The 16,208-nt window shown below is 65.6% G+C and carries 10 protein-coding genes and 5 pseudogenes; 12 read left to right on the top strand and 3 right to left on the bottom strand.

Translation table 11 applies throughout. The features are described from left to right. The first annotated feature begins 103 nt into the window (after positions 1-103). The 6 genes from meaB (at position 104) to bioB (ending at position 7,441) form a co-directional block, all read left to right on the top strand. Entirely contained in the window at positions 104-1,141 is a 1,038-nt protein-coding gene (gene meaB, locus M5C96_RS12945) for a methylmalonyl Co-A mutase-associated GTPase MeaB (RefSeq protein WP_272569705.1), read from the top strand. 33 nt (positions 1,142-1,174) lie between these two features. Next, positions 1,175-2,707 carry an acyl-CoA carboxylase subunit beta gene (locus tag M5C96_RS12940; protein ID WP_272569492.1) on the top strand — a complete coding sequence of 511 codons (1,533 nt, stop codon included), beginning with the start codon at positions 1,175-1,177 and terminating at the stop codon, positions 2,705-2,707. A gap of 14 nt (positions 2,708-2,721) precedes the next feature. Then, positions 2,722-3,261, top strand: coding sequence for an NYN domain-containing protein (locus M5C96_RS12935; protein WP_272569491.1), 540 nt, complete (start codon positions 2,722-2,724; stop codon positions 3,259-3,261). A gap of 72 nt (positions 3,262-3,333) precedes the next feature. Then, positions 3,334-5,382: an acetyl-CoA carboxylase biotin carboxylase subunit gene (locus M5C96_RS12930; protein ID WP_272569490.1), complete on the top strand. Its 2,049-nt coding sequence runs from the start codon at positions 3,334-3,336 to the stop codon at positions 5,380-5,382. 170 nt (positions 5,383-5,552) lie between these two features. Beyond that, complete coding sequence (locus M5C96_RS12925) at positions 5,553-6,029, top strand: VOC family protein (RefSeq protein ID WP_272569489.1); 477 nt, start codon at positions 5,553-5,555, stop codon at positions 6,027-6,029. 353 nt (positions 6,030-6,382) lie between these two features. Then, positions 6,383-7,441 carry a biotin synthase BioB gene (gene bioB / locus M5C96_RS12920; protein ID WP_272569487.1) on the top strand — a complete coding sequence of 353 codons (1,059 nt, stop codon included), beginning with the start codon at positions 6,383-6,385 and terminating at the stop codon, positions 7,439-7,441. 30 nt (positions 7,442-7,471) lie between these two features. Here the strand turns inward: bioB and ligD are convergent. Then, positions 7,472-10,022 (bottom strand): annotated as a pseudogene (gene ligD / locus M5C96_RS12915) (DNA ligase D). Between the two features lie 84 nt (positions 10,023-10,106). On the opposite strand from ligD, the gene M5C96_RS12910 reads away from it, so the two are divergent. Next, on the top strand, positions 10,107-10,892 hold the full coding sequence (locus tag M5C96_RS12910) for an IS5 family transposase (RefSeq protein ID WP_272569486.1): 786 nt from the start codon (positions 10,107-10,109) through the stop codon (positions 10,890-10,892). Positions 10,893-10,910: 18 nt separating this feature from the next. After that, positions 10,911-11,012: pseudogene (locus M5C96_RS12905) on the top strand (IS5/IS1182 family transposase); the annotation flags it as partial. On the opposite strand, the gene M5C96_RS12900 reads toward M5C96_RS12905, so the two are convergent. After that, positions 11,010-12,104, bottom strand: coding sequence for an IS630 family transposase (locus M5C96_RS12900; RefSeq protein ID WP_272563777.1), 1,095 nt, complete (start codon positions 12,102-12,104; stop codon positions 11,010-11,012). The pseudogene M5C96_RS12905 and the gene M5C96_RS12900 sit on opposite strands and share 3 nt — an antisense overlap. Before the next feature lie 66 nt (positions 12,105-12,170). On the opposite strand from M5C96_RS12900, the pseudogene M5C96_RS12895 reads away from it, so the two are divergent. The 4 genes and pseudogenes from M5C96_RS12895 to M5C96_RS12880 all read left to right on the top strand — a co-directional run. Next, positions 12,171-13,022 (top strand): annotated as a pseudogene (locus tag M5C96_RS12895) (IS5 family transposase); the annotation flags it as partial. Between the two features lie 56 nt (positions 13,023-13,078). Then, a pseudogene (gene tnpC / locus M5C96_RS12890) lies at positions 13,079-13,960 on the top strand (IS66 family transposase); the annotation flags it as partial. Positions 13,961-13,962: 2 nt separating this feature from the next. Next, the gene (locus M5C96_RS12885; RefSeq protein ID WP_272563684.1) at positions 13,963-14,544 is read left to right on the top strand and encodes a plasmid pRiA4b ORF-3 family protein; all 582 of its coding nucleotides are present in this window, start codon (positions 13,963-13,965) and stop codon (positions 14,542-14,544) included. A 6-nt stretch (positions 14,545-14,550) separates the two neighbouring features. Next, positions 14,551-14,796 (top strand): hypothetical protein, encoded by a 246-nt coding sequence (locus M5C96_RS12880; RefSeq protein WP_272563685.1) that lies wholly within the window; start codon positions 14,551-14,553, stop codon positions 14,794-14,796. 313 nt (positions 14,797-15,109) lie between these two features. Here the strand turns inward: M5C96_RS12880 and M5C96_RS12875 are convergent. Then, a pseudogene (locus M5C96_RS12875) lies at positions 15,110-16,060 on the bottom strand (IS5 family transposase). Positions 16,061-16,208 lie beyond the last annotated feature (148 nt).

Here is a 16,208-nt window from a genome sequence, read left to right as displayed (position 1 = left end):
TTTACCCGCTTCTGCGGCGGTGGCTTCGCCCCATCGGCCACCTTCGGCCGGCGGCTGGCTGGACGGCATCCTCCACGGCGCCCAGGCCGTGCAGCGCCGGGCCATGTCCAAGGCGATCACGCTGCTGGAATCGACCCGCGCCGACCACCGCGCGCAGGGCGACGAGCTGCTCACCGCCTTGCTGCCGCACACCGGCCAGTCGTTTCGCCTGGGGATCAGCGGCGTGCCCGGCGTGGGCAAATCCACCTTCATCGAAGTGCTGGGCCTGCACCTCATCGGCCTGGGCCACCGCGTGGCGGTGCTCACCATCGACCCGTCGTCCACCGTGTCGGGCGGCTCCATCCTGGGCGACAAGACCCGCATGGAACACCTGTCCATGCACGAGAAGGCCTACATCCGCCCCAGCCCGTCCAGCGGCACCCTGGGCGGCGTGGCCGAGAAGACGCGCGAGGCCATGCTGGTGTGCGAGGCTGCCGGCTACGACATCGTCATGGTGGAGACCGTCGGCGTGGGCCAGAGCGAGATCGCCGTCGCGGGCATGACCGACATGTTCGTGCTGCTGCAGCTGCCCAACGCGGGCGACGACCTGCAGGCCATCAAGAAGGGCGTGATGGAGATCGCCGACCTGGTCGTCATCAACAAGGCCGACATCGACCCGCATGCCGCCACCCGGGCCGAGGCGCAGATCACCTCCAGCCTGCGGCTGCTGAGCCAGCACGGCAACCCCGAGCGCTCGCTGGGCCACCCCCGCCAGGCGCCGGCAGCGGGCCACGGCGCGGTGCCGGCCGAAAGCGAACCGGCACCGGTTCAGGCCGATGCCGCCCCGTGGCAGCCCAAGGTGCTGCAGATCAGCGCGCTGCAGGGCCAGGGCCTGCAGGCCTTCTGGGCCGCCGTGAGCCAGTTTCGCCAACTGCAGACCGCCAGCGGCCGGCTCTCCCGCCGCCGCGAAAAGCAGGCCCTGGCCTGGATGTGGGAGCGCATCGAGGCGGGCCTGCGGCATGCGTTCCGCCAGCACCCCGAGGTGCGGGCACTGCTGCCCACGCTGCAGGCGGACGTGGCGGCCGGGCGCATCGCCGCGTCCACTGCCGCACGGAATCTGCTCGCAGCACAAGAAAACTCCCGGCATACCGCTATTAAATAAATAGCAAAAGAATCACCACCGAAAGAGCGACCCATGCAAGACATCCTCGAACAACTGGAGCAAAAGCGCCAACTCGCCCGCCAGGGCGGCGGTCAAAAGCGCATCGACGCGCAGCACAAGAAGGGCAAGCTCACCGCGCGCGAGCGCATCGAGCTGCTGCTGGACGACGGCACGTTCGAGGAATGGGACATGTTCGTGGAGCACCGCTGCACCGACTTCGGCATGGAAGGCCAGAAGATTCCCGGCGACGGTGTGGTGACCGGCTACGGCATGATCAACGGCCGCCTCGTCTTCGTCTTCAGCCAGGACTTCACCGTGTTCGGCGGCGCGCTGTCGGAAACGCATGCCGAGAAGATCTGCAAGGTGATGGACCAGGCCATGAAGGTGGGTGCGCCGGTGATCGGGCTCAACGATTCGGGCGGCGCGCGCATCCAGGAGGGCGTGGCCTCGCTCGGCGGCTATGCCGACGTGTTCCAGAAGAACGTGCTGGCCAGCGGCGTCATCCCGCAGATCAGCATGATCATGGGCCCGTGCGCCGGCGGCGCCGTGTACTCGCCCGCCATGACCGACTTCATCTTCATGGTCAAGGACAGCAGCTACATGTTCGTGACCGGCCCCGAGGTGGTCAAGACGGTCACGCACGAGGAGGTCACGGCCGAGGAGCTGGGCGGCGCCGGCACCCACACCACCCGCAGCGGCGTGGCCGACATGGCGTTCGAGAACGACGTCGAGGCGCTGATGATGCTGCGCCGCCTGTACAACTACCTGCCGCTGAACAACCGCGAAAAGCCGCCCGTGCGACCGAGCAACGACCCGGCCGACCGCATGGACCGCAGCCTCGACACCCTGGTGCCCGAGAACCCCAACAAGCCCTACGACATGAAGGAGCTGATCACCAAGGTGGTGGACGACGGCGACTTCTTCGAGCTGCAGCCCGACTACGCCAGGAACATCGTCATCGGCCTGGCGCGCATGGAGGGTCAGACCGTGGGCATCGTCGCCAACCAGCCCCTGGTGCTGGCTGGCTGCCTGGACATCAAGAGCAGCATCAAGGCCGCGCGCTTCGTGCGGTTCTGCGACGCGTTCAACATCCCCGTGGTCACCTTCGTGGACGTGCCCGGCTTCATGCCCGGCACGTCGCAGGAGTACGGCGGCATCATCAAGCACGGCGCCAAGCTGCTGTACGCGTATGCCGAGTGCACCGTGCCGAAGATCACCGTCATCACCCGCAAGGCCTACGGCGGCGCCTACGACGTGATGAGTTCCAAGCACCTGCGCGGCGACGTCAACCTGGCGTGGCCCAATGCCGAGATCGCGGTGATGGGTGCCAAGGGCGCGGTGGAGATCATCTTCCGCGAGGACAAGAACGACCCCGCCAAGCTCGCCGCCCGCGAGGCCGAGTACAAGCAGCGCTTTGCCAACCCCTTCGTGGCCAGCGCCCGCGGCTTCATCGACGACGTGATCCTGCCGCACGAGACGCGAAAGCGCATCTGCCGCAGCCTGGTCATGCTGCAGGGCAAGAAGCTGGAGAACCCCTGGCGCAAGCACGGGAACATTCCGCTGTGAGCGATGCCCGCCCCATGAAAACCGTGTGGATCGTCGACGGCGCCTACCTCTTCAACTACGGCAAGGGCCGGCCCTTCGACTACCTGAAGCTCAAGAACGAGATCACGCGCCTGAACGGCGGGCCGATCCACGAGAGCTACTACCTGAACTCGGCGAGCGATCCATCCACCGATGCCCAGAACGCGTTCCACTCCTGGATCAAGACCGCGCCCCCCATCGGGCCGAAGTTCCGGGTGCAGCTCTACAAGCTCAAGCGCATGCACGCCAACTGCCCCAACTGCAGCCACCAGTTCGACCGGTCGGTGCAAAAGGGCGTGGACGTGGGCATCGCCACGCTGATCATCAAGCTGGCGGCCCAGAACGTGTACGACCGGCTGATCCTCTCCGCCGGCGACGGGGACTTCGAAGACGCCATCTCCTACGTGAAGTCCGAGCTGCACAAGGAGGTGTGGGTTTCGGGCTCCACCTCCAACCTCTCGCCCGACCTGCAGTCGTACTCGGACAACGTGCTCTGGATGGAAGACATGAGCCCGGCCATCGACCGGCACGCATGAGCCCCGTGCCCGCCGGACAGACAAAAAAGACGCAAGACACCGCCCGTTAGAACACCTCCACTCCCCAACACCATGTTCACCAAAATCCTGATCGCCAACCGGGGCGAAATCGCGTGCCGGGTCATCGCCACCGCCAAGAAGATGGGCATCGCCACCGTGGCGGTGTATTCCGATGCGGACAAGGAGGCGCGCCACGTCAAGCTGGCCGACGAGGCCGTGCACATCGGGGCCGCGCCCAGCCGCGAGAGCTACCTGCAGGCCGACCGCATCATCGCGGCCTGCAAGCAGACCGGGGCGCAGGCCGTGCACCCGGGCTACGGCTTCCTCTCGGAAAACGAAGCCTTCGCCAAGCGCGTGGAGGAGGAGGGCATCGTCTTCATCGGCCCCAAGCACCATTCCATCGCCGCCATGGGTGACAAGATCGCCTCCAAGAAACTGGCGAACGGGGCGCAGGTCAGCACCATTCCGGGCTGGAACGACGCCATCGAATCGGCCGAGCGCGCGGTGGAGATCGCCCGCGACATCGGCTACCCGGTGATGATCAAGGCGTCCGCCGGCGGCGGCGGCAAGGGCCTGCGCGTGGCCTACAACGACAAGGAGGCGCTGGAGGGCTTCACCTCGTGCCGCAACGAGGCGCGCAACAGCTTCGGCGACGACCGCATCTTCATCGAGAAGTTCGTGCAGGAGCCGCGCCACATCGAGATCCAGGTGCTGGGCGACAGCCAGGGCAACGTGATCTACCTGAACGAGCGCGAATGCTCCATCCAGCGCCGCCACCAGAAGGTGATCGAGGAGGCGCCGTCCCCTTTCATCTCCGACGCGACGCGCAAGGCCATGGGCGAGCAGGCCGTGGCCCTGGCCAAGGCGGTGAACTACCAGAGCGCCGGCACGGTGGAGTTCGTGGTCGGCAAGGACCAGGACTTCTACTTTCTGGAGATGAACACGCGCCTGCAGGTGGAGCACCCGGTGACGGAATGCATCACCGGCCTGGACCTGGTCGAGCTGATGATCCGCGTGGCGGCCGGCGAACCGCTGCCGCTCACCCAGGCCGACGTCCGGCGCGATGGCTGGGCCATCGAGTGCCGCATCAACGCCGAAGACCCGTTCCGCAACTTTCTGCCCTCCACCGGCCGCCTGGTGCGCTTTCAGCCACCGGAGGAGTCGATGTTCCAGGCCGATACCACCAAAAAGCTGGGCGTGCGGGTGGACACGGGCGTGTACGAGGGCGGCGAGATCCCCATGTACTACGACTCGATGATCGCCAAGCTCATCGTGCACGGCCAGGACCGGGAAGACGCCATCCACAAGATGCGCGCCGCGCTCAACGGGTTCGTGATCCGCGGCGTGGGCAGCAACATCCCGTTCCAGGCCGCGCTGCTGGCCCATCCGCGTTTCGTGGCGGGCGACTTCAACACCGGCTTCATCGCCGAGAACTACAGCCAGGGCTTTGCCTCGCAGGACGTGCCGCACGACGATCCGCTGTTTCTGGTGGCGCTGGCGGCGTACATGAACCGCCGCTACCGTGCGCGTGCCTCGGGCATCAGCGGGCAACTGGCCGGCCACAACGTGAAGGTGGGCGAGCAGTTCGTGGTGGTGGTGATGGGGCACGAAGGGCGCAACGAGCACCACGCGGTGTCGGTGACGGATTTCCAGGGCAGCTCGGGCTCCAGCGCCGTGTCGGTGGGCGGCAAGAGCTACCAGATCGGCAGCGCGGCCACGCTGGGCCAGATCCGCGTGCAGGGCCAGTGCAACGGCGCGGGCTTCACCGCACAGGTCGAGCGCGGCACGCCACGCAGCCCGCTGGCGCTGCGCATCTCGCACAACGGCACGCAGATCGATGCGATGGTGCTGTCCCCCCTGGGCGCTCGCCTGCACCAGCTCATGCCGTACAAGGCGCCGCCGGACCTGAGCAAGTTCCTGCTGTCGCCCATGCCCGGGCTGCTGGTCGACGTGGCGGTGCAGCCCGGCCAGGCGGTGCAGGCCGGCGAAAAGCTCGCAGTGATCGAGGCCATGAAGATGGAGAACATCCTGTTCGCCACCCAGGACGGTGTCGTGGGCAAGGTGGTGGCCGGCAAGGGTGAGTCGCTGGCGGTGGACCAGGTGATCCTGGAATTCCAGTGATCCCCGTGCGCGGTGGCGCGGGCGGGGCGGGCAAGGCCCGAACCGGCCGGCACCGCGTGGCGCATGCCTGTGGGTGGCACGCCGTGGATCAGGCCCGTTTTGGCCTGCGGCGCATATTCCACTATGGCATATCGCTATAAAAATCATAGTAAACCGTTTTTGGAGCCCGCATGGCAAATTCCATCACCGCACGTCCGTTCAAGGTCCTCGGCATCCAGCAAGTCGCCATCGGCGGCACCGACAAGGAGCGCATGAAGGCGCTGTGGGTGGACATGCTGGGCCTCGAACAGACCGGCACCTTCCGCAGCGAGCGCGAGAACGTCGACGAAGACATCCTGGCCATGGGCCGGGGCGCGCATGCGGTGGAGGTGGACCTGATGCAACCGCTGGACGTGGACAAGAAGCCGGCCGTGCACACCACGCCGCTCAACCACATCGGCCTGTGGATCGACGACCTGCCGAGCGCGGTGGAATGGCTCACGGCCCAGGGGGTGCGCTTCGCGCCCGGTGGTATCCGCCAGGGTGCGGCGGGGCACGACATCACCTTTCTACACCCCAAATCCAGCGCGGAGTTTCCGATCGCGGGTGAGGGGGTGCTCATCGAGCTGGTGCAGGCCCCCAAAGACGTGATCGCGGCGCTGGGCTGACGAATCCGCAGGCATTGCTTGCCGCCCTCCAGCGGCACTGGCGCCAACTGCACGCAACTCCGGGCATGGCTGCGCGGTGGGGCGAGGTATTTTCGGAAAGATGGCCATGATTTCGCGACAGAAAGCGACACGGGTTTTTCGGCTGTGCGATCGTGCGGGCAATGTCGCGCAACCTCGGTTAAAAAGCCCGATCGCTGGCCGGCCGTTGACTGCAGATAACGGCACTCCATCCCGCTCGGGTTTGTGAGGCCTGGATCTGGATTTGCGCCGCCGGCTCCGCCAGAATCTGCGCCTGCCACGACCGGCCAGATGCCGGACTGCCGAAAAACCAGACGAGAAAGGGCCCGCCCACCATGCCAACCACCGCTGTCCAACCCACCCCCGCCGCGGCGCAAGCCGTGCAACTGCACCGCCGCCCGCCGGTCGCCCAGGTGCCCGCCGGGCCCTGGTCCGTCGAGGCCATCCAGGCGCTGCTGGACAAACCGTTCATGGACCTGATGTTCCAGGCCCAGACCGTGCACCGCGAGCACTGGCCTGCCGGCGACATCGAATTGGCCACGCTCCTGTCGGTGAAGACCGGCGGCTGCCCCGAGAACTGCGGCTATTGCCCGCAGTCGGCCGAGTTCGACACCGGCGTGAAAGCCGAGAAGCTGATGAGCGTGCAGGAGGTGACTGCCGCGGCCCAGGCCGCCAAGGATGCCGGCGCCACCCGCTTTTGCATGGGCGCCGCCTGGCGCGCGCCCAAGGACCGGGACATCGAGAAAGTGAGCGAGCTGATCGGCGCCGTCAAAGGGCTGGGCATGCAGACCTGCGCCACGCTGGGCATGCTCGAATCGCACCAGGCGCAGGCGCTGAAGGACGCCGGGCTCGACTACTACAACCACAACCTGGACACCGCGCCCGAGTACTACACCGACGTGGTCAGCACCCGCGCCTACCAGGACCGGCTCGACACCCTGCAGCACGTGCGCGGCGCCGGCATCAGCGTGTGCTGCGGCGGCATCGTGGGCATGGGCGAGGCGCCCGTGCACCGCGCCGGCCTGCTCGCCCAGCTCGCCAATCTGAACCCTTACCCCGAGTCGGTGCCCATCAACAGCCTGGTGCGCGTGCCCGGCACCCCGCTGGCCGACAGCGAACCGGTGGACCCGTTGGACTTCGTGCGGGTGATCGCCGTGGCGCGCATCACCATGCCCAAGGCCCGCGTGCGCCTGTCGGCCGGCCGCCAGCAGATGGGCGATGCCGTGCAGGCGCTGTGCTTCATGGCGGGTGCCAATTCGATCTTCTATGGCGACAAGCTGCTGGTCACCGGCAACCCGGAGGGCGAGGCCGATGTGAAGCTGCTGGCCAAGCTCGGGCTGAAGGGCCACCGCACCACCCGCACCGAAGCGGAAGAACTGCCATTGCGGGCCTGAACGGCTCTGCCGCGGCCGGGCGGCCGCCGCTCACGCCTTCGGTGTGAACTGCAGCAGGCGCATGGCGCCCGCGATCGACACCGCCGCGCCGGCATAGCCCTCCCAGGGGGTGTTGCCGGTGCGCAGCCGCTCGTCCACATTGCGCACGGTCCACTCTGCACTGCCCGTCAGGGTTTCCAGCTCCTTCCAGGCCAGCGGCACCGAGATGGCCCAGGCCCGGCCGCGAGCGCGCCGACCAGGCGCAGACCGTGGTGGCGCTCAATCCGTTGCGCAGGTAGTCCACGAACACCTTGCCCACGCGGTTGCGGGGACCGCTCTTGGCCACGAACAGGGCCGGAATGGTGCGGGCCATGTGCTGCACGATGGCTTGCGAAAACGCCTTGACCGTATTCCAGTCGTGCCGGCGCTGGATGGGCACTACCACGTGCAGGCCCTTGCCGCCGCTGGTCTTGAGGAACGACGGCAGGCCGAGTTCGGTGAGCATCACGCGCATCAGGGTGGCCGCCTCCTGCATGCGGTCCCAGGCCAGGCCCTCGCCGGGATCGAGATCGAACGTCATGCGGTCGGGCCGGTCGATGCGGTCCTTGCGGGCATTCCAGGTGTGGAACTCCACCGTGTTCATCTGCGCAGCGGCCAGCAGGCCCTGCGGCCCTACCACCTCCAGCAGCGGCGGATGGCCGGGATAGAGCGAGGCCTTGAGCGGCTGCACGCCCTGCAGGCTGCCTTGCTCCTGGTGGCGCTGAAAGAACAGCTCGCCACCGACACCGGCCGGCGCCCGCACCAGCGAGACTGGGCGCTGGTGCAGGTGCTCCATCATCAGCGGCGCTACCAGCGCGTAATAGCGCACGAGATCGAGCTTGGTGGTGCCCGATTCCGGGTCGATGACGCGCTCAGCGTGGGTCACGCGCAGGGTGTCCGCTCGCGCGGTCGAGGGCTTGGCGCGGGTGGCAGCCTTGGCCAGCGCCTTGGCGGGAAGAGGGCGCTCGTGCACGATGTCCTTGGCGGGCTTGTCGTCCCGCAGGCCTCGGAATACGGCGTGGCGGATGCGTTCGCTGTGCGTCCAGCTGGCGAAGGCCACCTCCGCCAGCAATTGCGGCCGCACCCAATGCACCTTGGCCGCGCCCCGGGCTGCGTTGGCGAACGGGCTCTTGGAAGTCGTCAGCGCCTCCAGGCGCTCGCGCAACTGCGCCAGGCTGCGCTCGTTGAACCCGGTGCCGACATTGCCCACGTAGCGCAGGCTCCCGTCTTCGTCCTGCACGCCCAGCAGCAGCGCGCCGATGCCGTTGCGTGTGCCTCTGGGCTCGGTGTAGCCGCCGATCACGAACTCCTGGCGCTGGCCGCATTTCAGCTTGATCCAGTCCGCCGAGCGTTGCGAGACATACGGCGCGCTCCTGCGCTTGCCGATCACCCCTTCAAAGCCGAGTCGGCAGGCCGAAGCGATGAGTTGGCCCGGGGCCGCATCGAAGGCCTCGCTGAAGCGCACGGTCTGGCCCTCGCCCCCGGGAAGGATGGCGCGCAGGGCCTCGCGGCGGTCCGTGACGGGCAGCGCGCGCAGATCCGCCCCGTTCACGAAAGGCAGGTCGAACGCATAGAAAACCAGCCCTGCCGCGGTGCCGTTCTCGAACGCATTCTGCAGCGCCTGGAAGTCCGGCATGCCCTGGCGGTCCATCACCACGATTTCACCATCGATCCAGCCGCTGTCGATGGGAATCGCCTTCAGGGCCTTCACGAGGTCGGGCATCTTGTAGGCCCAGTCGTTGCCATTGCGGGTGAACAGCCGCACCTTGCCACGGTCGATGCGCGCAAGCAGCCGGTAGCCGTCGAACTTGAGTTCGAACAGCCAGTCGGCCAGATCGGGCGGCGGACCCTGGACCAGCGTGGCGAGCTGGGGTTTGAGCTCGGCTGGCAACGGGGCCTTGACCGCTTGGGCGGCTTTGGCGCCTCGGGCGGCCTTCGTTGCCCGCGCCTTGCCGGGCCGAGGCGCCTGGCCTGGCACGCCCGGGAGATCGGGCAGGGCGCTCACACTGTCGGGCATGGCTTGCACCACGTCGAACTCGGCCGCCGGGCGCTCCAGCCCGTCGTGTTCCTTGATCAGCAGCCATGCGGGCTGCCGCTCCTCCTTTGGCCCCCGAGAGCGCATTCGCACCAGCGTCCACCGCCCCTGCAGCTTGTGGCCGTGGATCTCGAACTTGAGCTTGCCGGCCCGGTAGCCCTTCACGGGGTCCTCCAGCGGCACCCAGTAGCCCTTGTCCCAGATGATGACCTTGCCCGCCCCGTACTGCCGCGCCGGGATCTGCCCTTCGAACTGGTTGTAGGCGATCGGGTGGTCCTCCACCTGCACCGCCATGCGCTTGTCGGCCGGATCGAAGCTCGGGCCCTTGGGCACGGCCCAGCTTTTCATGGTGCCCTCCAGTTCCAGGCGCAGGTCGTAGTGCAGCCGGGTGGCCCAGTGCTTGTGGATCACGTAACGCAGCGCCTCGGCGGGCGCCTCGGCCCCTCCGCGCGGCTCGGGGGTGATCGAGAAGTCGCGCTTTTGTTCATACAGCGCGAGGGCGGGAGGAGTGGTGCGGGAACGGGCCATGTTCATGAACGTAGCAGCGGCATGCTGATAGAGCGTGTTATGAACTTTGCTCCGTGAGAGCGAAGCCAAGGGTAGAGTTTGCAGATGCCCCGCAAGCCCTACCCAACAGACGTCAGCGATGAAGAATGGAGCTTCGCTGCGCCTTACCTGACCCTGATGGACCAGCACGCGCCCCAGCGCGAGCATGATCTGCGAGAAGTCTTCAACGCGCTGCGCTGGCTGGTGCGCGCGGGAGCGCCCTGGCGGATGCTGCCCAACGATCTGCCGCCCTGGGAAGCGGTTTACCAGCAGAGCCGGCGGTGGCTGGATGCGGGCTGCTTCGAGGCCATGGTCTCTGATCTGCGCTCCATCATCCGCGTGGCCCAAGGGCGCCAGGGCCAGCCCAGCGCCGTGGTGATGGACGGGCGAACGCTGCAATCGAGTTGCGAGAGTGGCCCACGTGCAGGCTATGACGGCTACAAACGCAAGCGAGGCAGCAAGGTGCACATGGCCGTGGACACGCTGGGCCATCTCCTGGCGGTACATGTCACGCCGGCCGACGAGCAAGAGCGCGCTCAGGTGCACCAGTTGTGCGAGGACGTGCAGCAGGCCACTGGCCATACGGTGCAACGGGCCTGGGCAGACCAAGGCTACACGGGTAAGGCGGCATCCAAGGCGGCGCAGGACAACGGCATCGATCTGCAGATCGTGAAGCTGCCCGAGGCGAAGAAAGGCTTTGTACTGCTGCCGCGGCGCTGGGTGGTGGAGCGAAGCTTTGGTTGGCTGGCGAGGTTCCGCAGGCTCTCCCGGGACTATGAGCGGTTGCCGCAAGTGCTCGGCGGGCTGCATTTTCTGGTGTTTGCGGCTTTGTTGCACAAATCGCGATGCTGATGCCCGTAGACTGACTGCGTGACAGAGACGAAGAACAGGCAGCGGAGCAAGTACCGCACGACGAACTGGAAGGCGTACAACGCGGCGCTGAAAGCGCGAGGCTCGTTGACGATGTGGCTAGTGTCCTGTCCCGTTAATTCGCCCGCATAGTCTGGCGAGTTTTTCGAGGATGGAGTCTGCTGTAGCTGTCCAAGTAAACGGCTGGCAGGACTGGTTGTAATTCGCGATGAATGTGTCGATCTTGTTGATCAGATCCTTCACGCTGGTGAACGAGCCACGGCGGATTGCCCGCGTGGTGATGATCGAGAAGAAGCGCTCGACCTGATTGAGCCAGCTTGAATAGGTCGGAACGAAGTGCATGTGCCAGCGAGGCCGCTCGGCCAACCAAGCGCGCACCTTTGGATGCTTGTGGCTGGCGTAGTTATCAGCTATGCAGTGCACATCCAGTTCGTCGGGCACTGCCTTGTCGATGGCGCGCAGGAAGGCAAGGAACTCTTGATGACGATGCCGGGGCCGGCACTGCGCGATCACTTGGCCATTCATCACGTTCAGGGCCGCGAACAAGGTGGTGGTGCCGTGGCGCACGTAGTCGTGCGTGACACCTTCGACATAGCCAAACCCCATTGGCAGCATCGGCTGCGTACGCTCCAAAGCTTGGCATTGGCTCTTCTCGTCCACGCACAGCACCAGCGCGTTGTCAGGTGGGTTCAGGTACAGCCCCACAACGTCGCGCAGCTTCTCGATGAACAGCGGATCGGTCGACAGCTTGAAGCTGTCGGCCCGGTGCGGCTTGAGGTTGAAGGTCTGCAGATAGCGCGCCACCGTGCTCTTGCTGATGCCCGTATCGGCGGCCAGCGTGCGGGTGCTCCAGTGGGTACCCCCATCAGCAGGCTTGGTGTGCAACGTCTTGGTAATCAACTCAGCAACACGCTCGTCATCTACCGTGCGGGGGCGACCCGGGCGCAACTCGTCGTAAAGCCCTGCAATGCGATGGCGCGCATAGCGCCCGCGCCACTTGGTGACAGTGCTACGACTGATCCCCAGAGCCTGCGCAACCGCGGTGCTGGCTTTATCTGTGCCTTCGCAAGTCAGCACGATGCGCGCCCTGAGCGACAACGCCGCTGGCAGCGAACGTGATCGCGCCATGGACGTCAGTTCCGCGCGCTCCACTTCACTAAGCGCAATTTCTGTTCGGGTCGTTGCATTGGGCATGGCGGCACCTCAAGGATGGCCCGAAACCATGCAGCTATCGTGCCTGCGAATTAACGGGACAGGACACTAGATGAGGGCATGCAGTGGTTTGGCACGCCGACCGGCAGGCGTGGACGCAGCCGAACCTTCTCGGACGCAGCAATCCAGTTCTGCCTGAGCATCAAGTGCCTGTTCGGCCAGCCCTTGCGACAGGCGCTGGGCATGGTGCAGAGCCTGCTGCGGCTGGCAAAGCTGGACTGGCCGGTACCTGACTTCAGCACTGTTTGCCGGCGCCAAAAGACCTTGCAGGTCGAACTGAGCTACCAGCGAACCAACTCGCCGCTGCAGTTGCTGGTGGACAGCACCGGCATCAAGTTCCTGGGCGAAGGAGAGTGGAAACGCAAGAAGCATGGTGCTGAATACCGGCGCGAATGGCGCAAGGTCCATCTGGGCATCGACGCGCAGACGCTGGAAATACGCGCCATCGAGGTGACCAGCAACGCCATTGGGGATGCGCCGATGTTGCCCGGGTTGCTGGCTCAGATTCCCACTGACGAATCCATCGAAAGCGTCAGTGCCGATGGCGCCTACGACACGCGCGCCTGCCTGGACGCCATTGCCGAGCGGCACGCGATGGCGGTGATCCCGCCCCGCAAGAACGCCAGCCATTGGAAGAAGTCGAGTCCGGGCTCGGCGCATCGTAATGAGGCCATTCGGGCGTGCCAGCGCCTGGGTCGCGGCATTTGGAAGAAGTGGAGCGGCTACCACCGGCGCAGCCTTGTGGAGACGAAGATGCACTGCTTCAAGCGACTGGGCGAACGGGTGATCGCGCGCACGTTCGACCGCCAGGTTGTGGAGCTGCATGTCCGCGTGGCCTTGCTCAATCGGTTCAGTCAGATCGGCCGTCCTCACACCGTGTCGGTGACTGCTGTGGCATAGGTCCGTCTGGGGTTGGGGTCATGCCGTCTGCAATTCGATTTGTGCAACAGCGCCACCCACTGGTCGCAGCGCTCGGGCGCTACGTGCTGGCGGGCTCCAAGCTCCACGCCGACGACACGCCAGTGGCGGTGCTCTCGCCCGGGCGGGGCAAGACCAAGACCGGGCGGCTCTGGGTCTACGTGCGTGACGATCGGTCATCTGCGAGTGCAGACGCGCCCGCGGCGTGGTTGCGTTACTCGCCCGACCGCAAGGGTGAACATCCTCAGGCGCACCTGAAGAACTTCAAGGGCGTGTTGCAGGCCGATGCGTATGCCGGCTTCGCCAAGCTCTATGCAAACGGCAACGTCATCGAGGCTTCGTGCTGGGCGCATGCGCGCAGACCATTCTGGGATCTGCACGAGAGCCAGGGGCGGGCGCAGGGCTCGGTTGCAGAACAGGCCCTTCGGCGCATCGGTGCGCTGTATGCGATCGAATCCGACATCCGCGGCCGCCCACCGGATGAGCGCTGCCGGGAGCGGCAGGCGCGAGCCGGGCCGTTGCTCGAGGAACTGTTCGCCTGGTTGCGAGGGATGCTCGGGCAGGTGTGTGCCAAGTCGGAACTCGCACGCGCCATCGGCTACACGCTCACACGGCTCCGGTCGTTGACGCGCTACCGTGACGACGGTCGCATCGAGATCGACAACAACGCCGCCGAGCGCGCGCTGCGCGGCGTGAGCCTGGGCCGCAAGAACTTCATGTTCATGGGCTCGGACGCTGGGGGCGAGCGCGCCGCGGCCATCTACAGCCTGGTGGAGACGGCCAAGCTGAACGGGCTCGACCCCGAGGCTTACCTGCGCGATGTGCTCGGGCGCATTGCGGACCATCCGATCAATCGCATCGACGAGTTGCTGCCGTGGAACATCGGCCGACACGCCGAAGACCAACGACAAGCAGCTTGAGCATGGCGAGCAAGGTCCAACGGATCAAGGCACCAGCGGCGATCCTGCAACTGCACATTGAATTGCGCGGCACCAAGCCCAAGGTCTGGCGCCGCGTCCTGGTGCCAGAGACGATCACCCTGGCCAAGCTGCATCTTGTGGTCCAGGCTGCCTTCGGCTGGGGCCACTCGCATCTGCACGAGTTCATCGCTGGCGACGGCGAGCGCTATGGCACGCCAGACCCGATGCACGACGAGCCTGGCTCGATCACCAGCGAAAGCACGCGACTGACCACTGCCCTGAACCGGTCGACGCTGAGCTACGTCTACGACTTCGGGGACTACTGGGACCACCGCATCAAGGTCGAGAAGAAGATCGCACCGATGCCGCAGTTCGTGCTCCCGTTCTGTGCCGGCGGTGCCTGTGCAACGCCGCCGGAGGATTGCGGAGGCGCACCGGGCTATGCGGAGTTCGTGCGGGCCATGGCGAACCCTGACGATCCCGAGCACGACAACCTGGTCGAATGGATCGGTGCCGATACCTGGGACCCGTTGGCCTTCGACAGCATCGAGATCAACGACCGGCTCGCCGCGATCAAGGTCTGAGCGACGATGTCTCGGACGAACTACATCAAGGCCCTGATCGAGGACGGCGGCGACATCACGATCGGTGCGCTGCCACCGCACGAGTGCGTCGCCACGGCCGCCGATGGCAGCAACTGCCTGGCCATGCTCGTGCGTCGCGACGGTGAGAGCCTCAACGTCCTGCTCAAACGCTTGAACAAGGCCATCGGCCTGGCTTGGTCAAACGACACGTTCGTTGACGAGGTCAACGACGGCGAGAGCGACCTGCTGTAGTTCTTCCGTCGATCCCGCGTCAAGAGGGGGGCTGAGACGGCGCTTACGGCTCAGCGCGGGTGCGCTCAATACAAGTGCCTGGGATGGCCTCGACGCGACCTGAGTAAACAGGCCGGACGGCTGCCCGGTGATTCAGCTCAAAGCTTTCGCCGCAAGTCCTGTGTGTACCTGCGAGCCGCGCGTCGCGCGCTGGCCAGCGTGGCTGCGCCCAGCAAAAACTAAAGATCAGTGGCGGAAAAACTAAGGTGTAGTGGCGTTCGGCGCTGTTGCACAAATCGAATTGCAGACGGCATGACCCCAACCCCAGACGGACCTATGCCACAGCAGTCACCGACACGGTGTGAGGACGGCCGATCTGACTGAACCGATTGAGCAAGGCCACGCGGACATGCAGCTCCACAACCTGGCGGTCGAACGTGCGCGCGATCACCCGTTCGCCCAGTCGCTTGAAGCAGTGCATCTTCGTCTCCACAAGGCTGCGCCGGTGGTAGCCGCTCCACTTCTTCCAAATGCCGCGACCCAGGCGCTGGCACGCCCGAATGGCCTCATTACGATGCGCCGAGCCCGGACTCGACTTCTTCCAATGGCTGGCGTTCTTGCGGGGCGGGATCACCGCCATCGCGTGCCGCTCGGCAATGGCGTCCAGGCAGGCGCGCGTGTCGTAGGCGCCATCGGCACTGACGCTTTCGATGGATTCGTCAGTGGGAATCTGAGCCAGCAACCCGGGCAACATCGGCGCATCCCCAATGGCGTTGCTGGTCACCTCGATGGCGCGTATTTCCAGCGTCTGCGCGTCGATGCCCAGATGGACCTTGCGCCATTCGCGCCGGTATTCAGCACCATGCTTCTTGCGTTTTCACTCTCCTTCGCCCAGGAACTTGATGCCGGTGCTGTCCACCAGCAACTGCAGCGGCGAGTTGGTTCGCTGGTAGCTCAGTTCGACCTGCAAGGTCTTTTGGCGCCGGCAAACAGTGCTGAAGTCAGGTACCGGCCAGTCCAGCTTTGCCAGCCGCAGCAGGCTCTGCACCATGCCCAGCGCCTGTCGCAAGGGCTGGCCGAACAGGCACTTGATGCTCAGGCAGAACTGGATTGCTGCGTCCGAGAAGGTTCGGCTGCGTCCACGCCTGCCGGTCGGCGTGCCAAACCACTGCATGCCCTCATCTAGCCACATCGTCAACGAGCCTCGCGCTTTCAGCGCCGCGTTGTACGCCTTCCAGTTCGTCGTGCGGTACTTGCTCCGCTGCCTGTTCTTCGTCTCTGTCACGCAGTCAGTCTACGGGCATCAGCATCGCGATTTGTGCAACAAAGCCGTGGCGTTCCGCAAAGGGCAAAGTTGGTGAACAACTTTGCGATAAAACTAGGAACAAATTTAAGATACTGAACGACTCAAAGCAGATCACGCAAGCATCGGT

The sequence above is a fragment of the Acidovorax sp. GBBC 1281 genome, from assembly GCF_028473645.1.
Taxonomy (GTDB): Bacteria; Pseudomonadota; Gammaproteobacteria; order Burkholderiales; family Burkholderiaceae_C; genus Paracidovorax.
The sequence above is the reverse complement of the archived record's forward strand: the minus strand, read 5'-3'. Positions and strand labels throughout refer to the sequence as shown.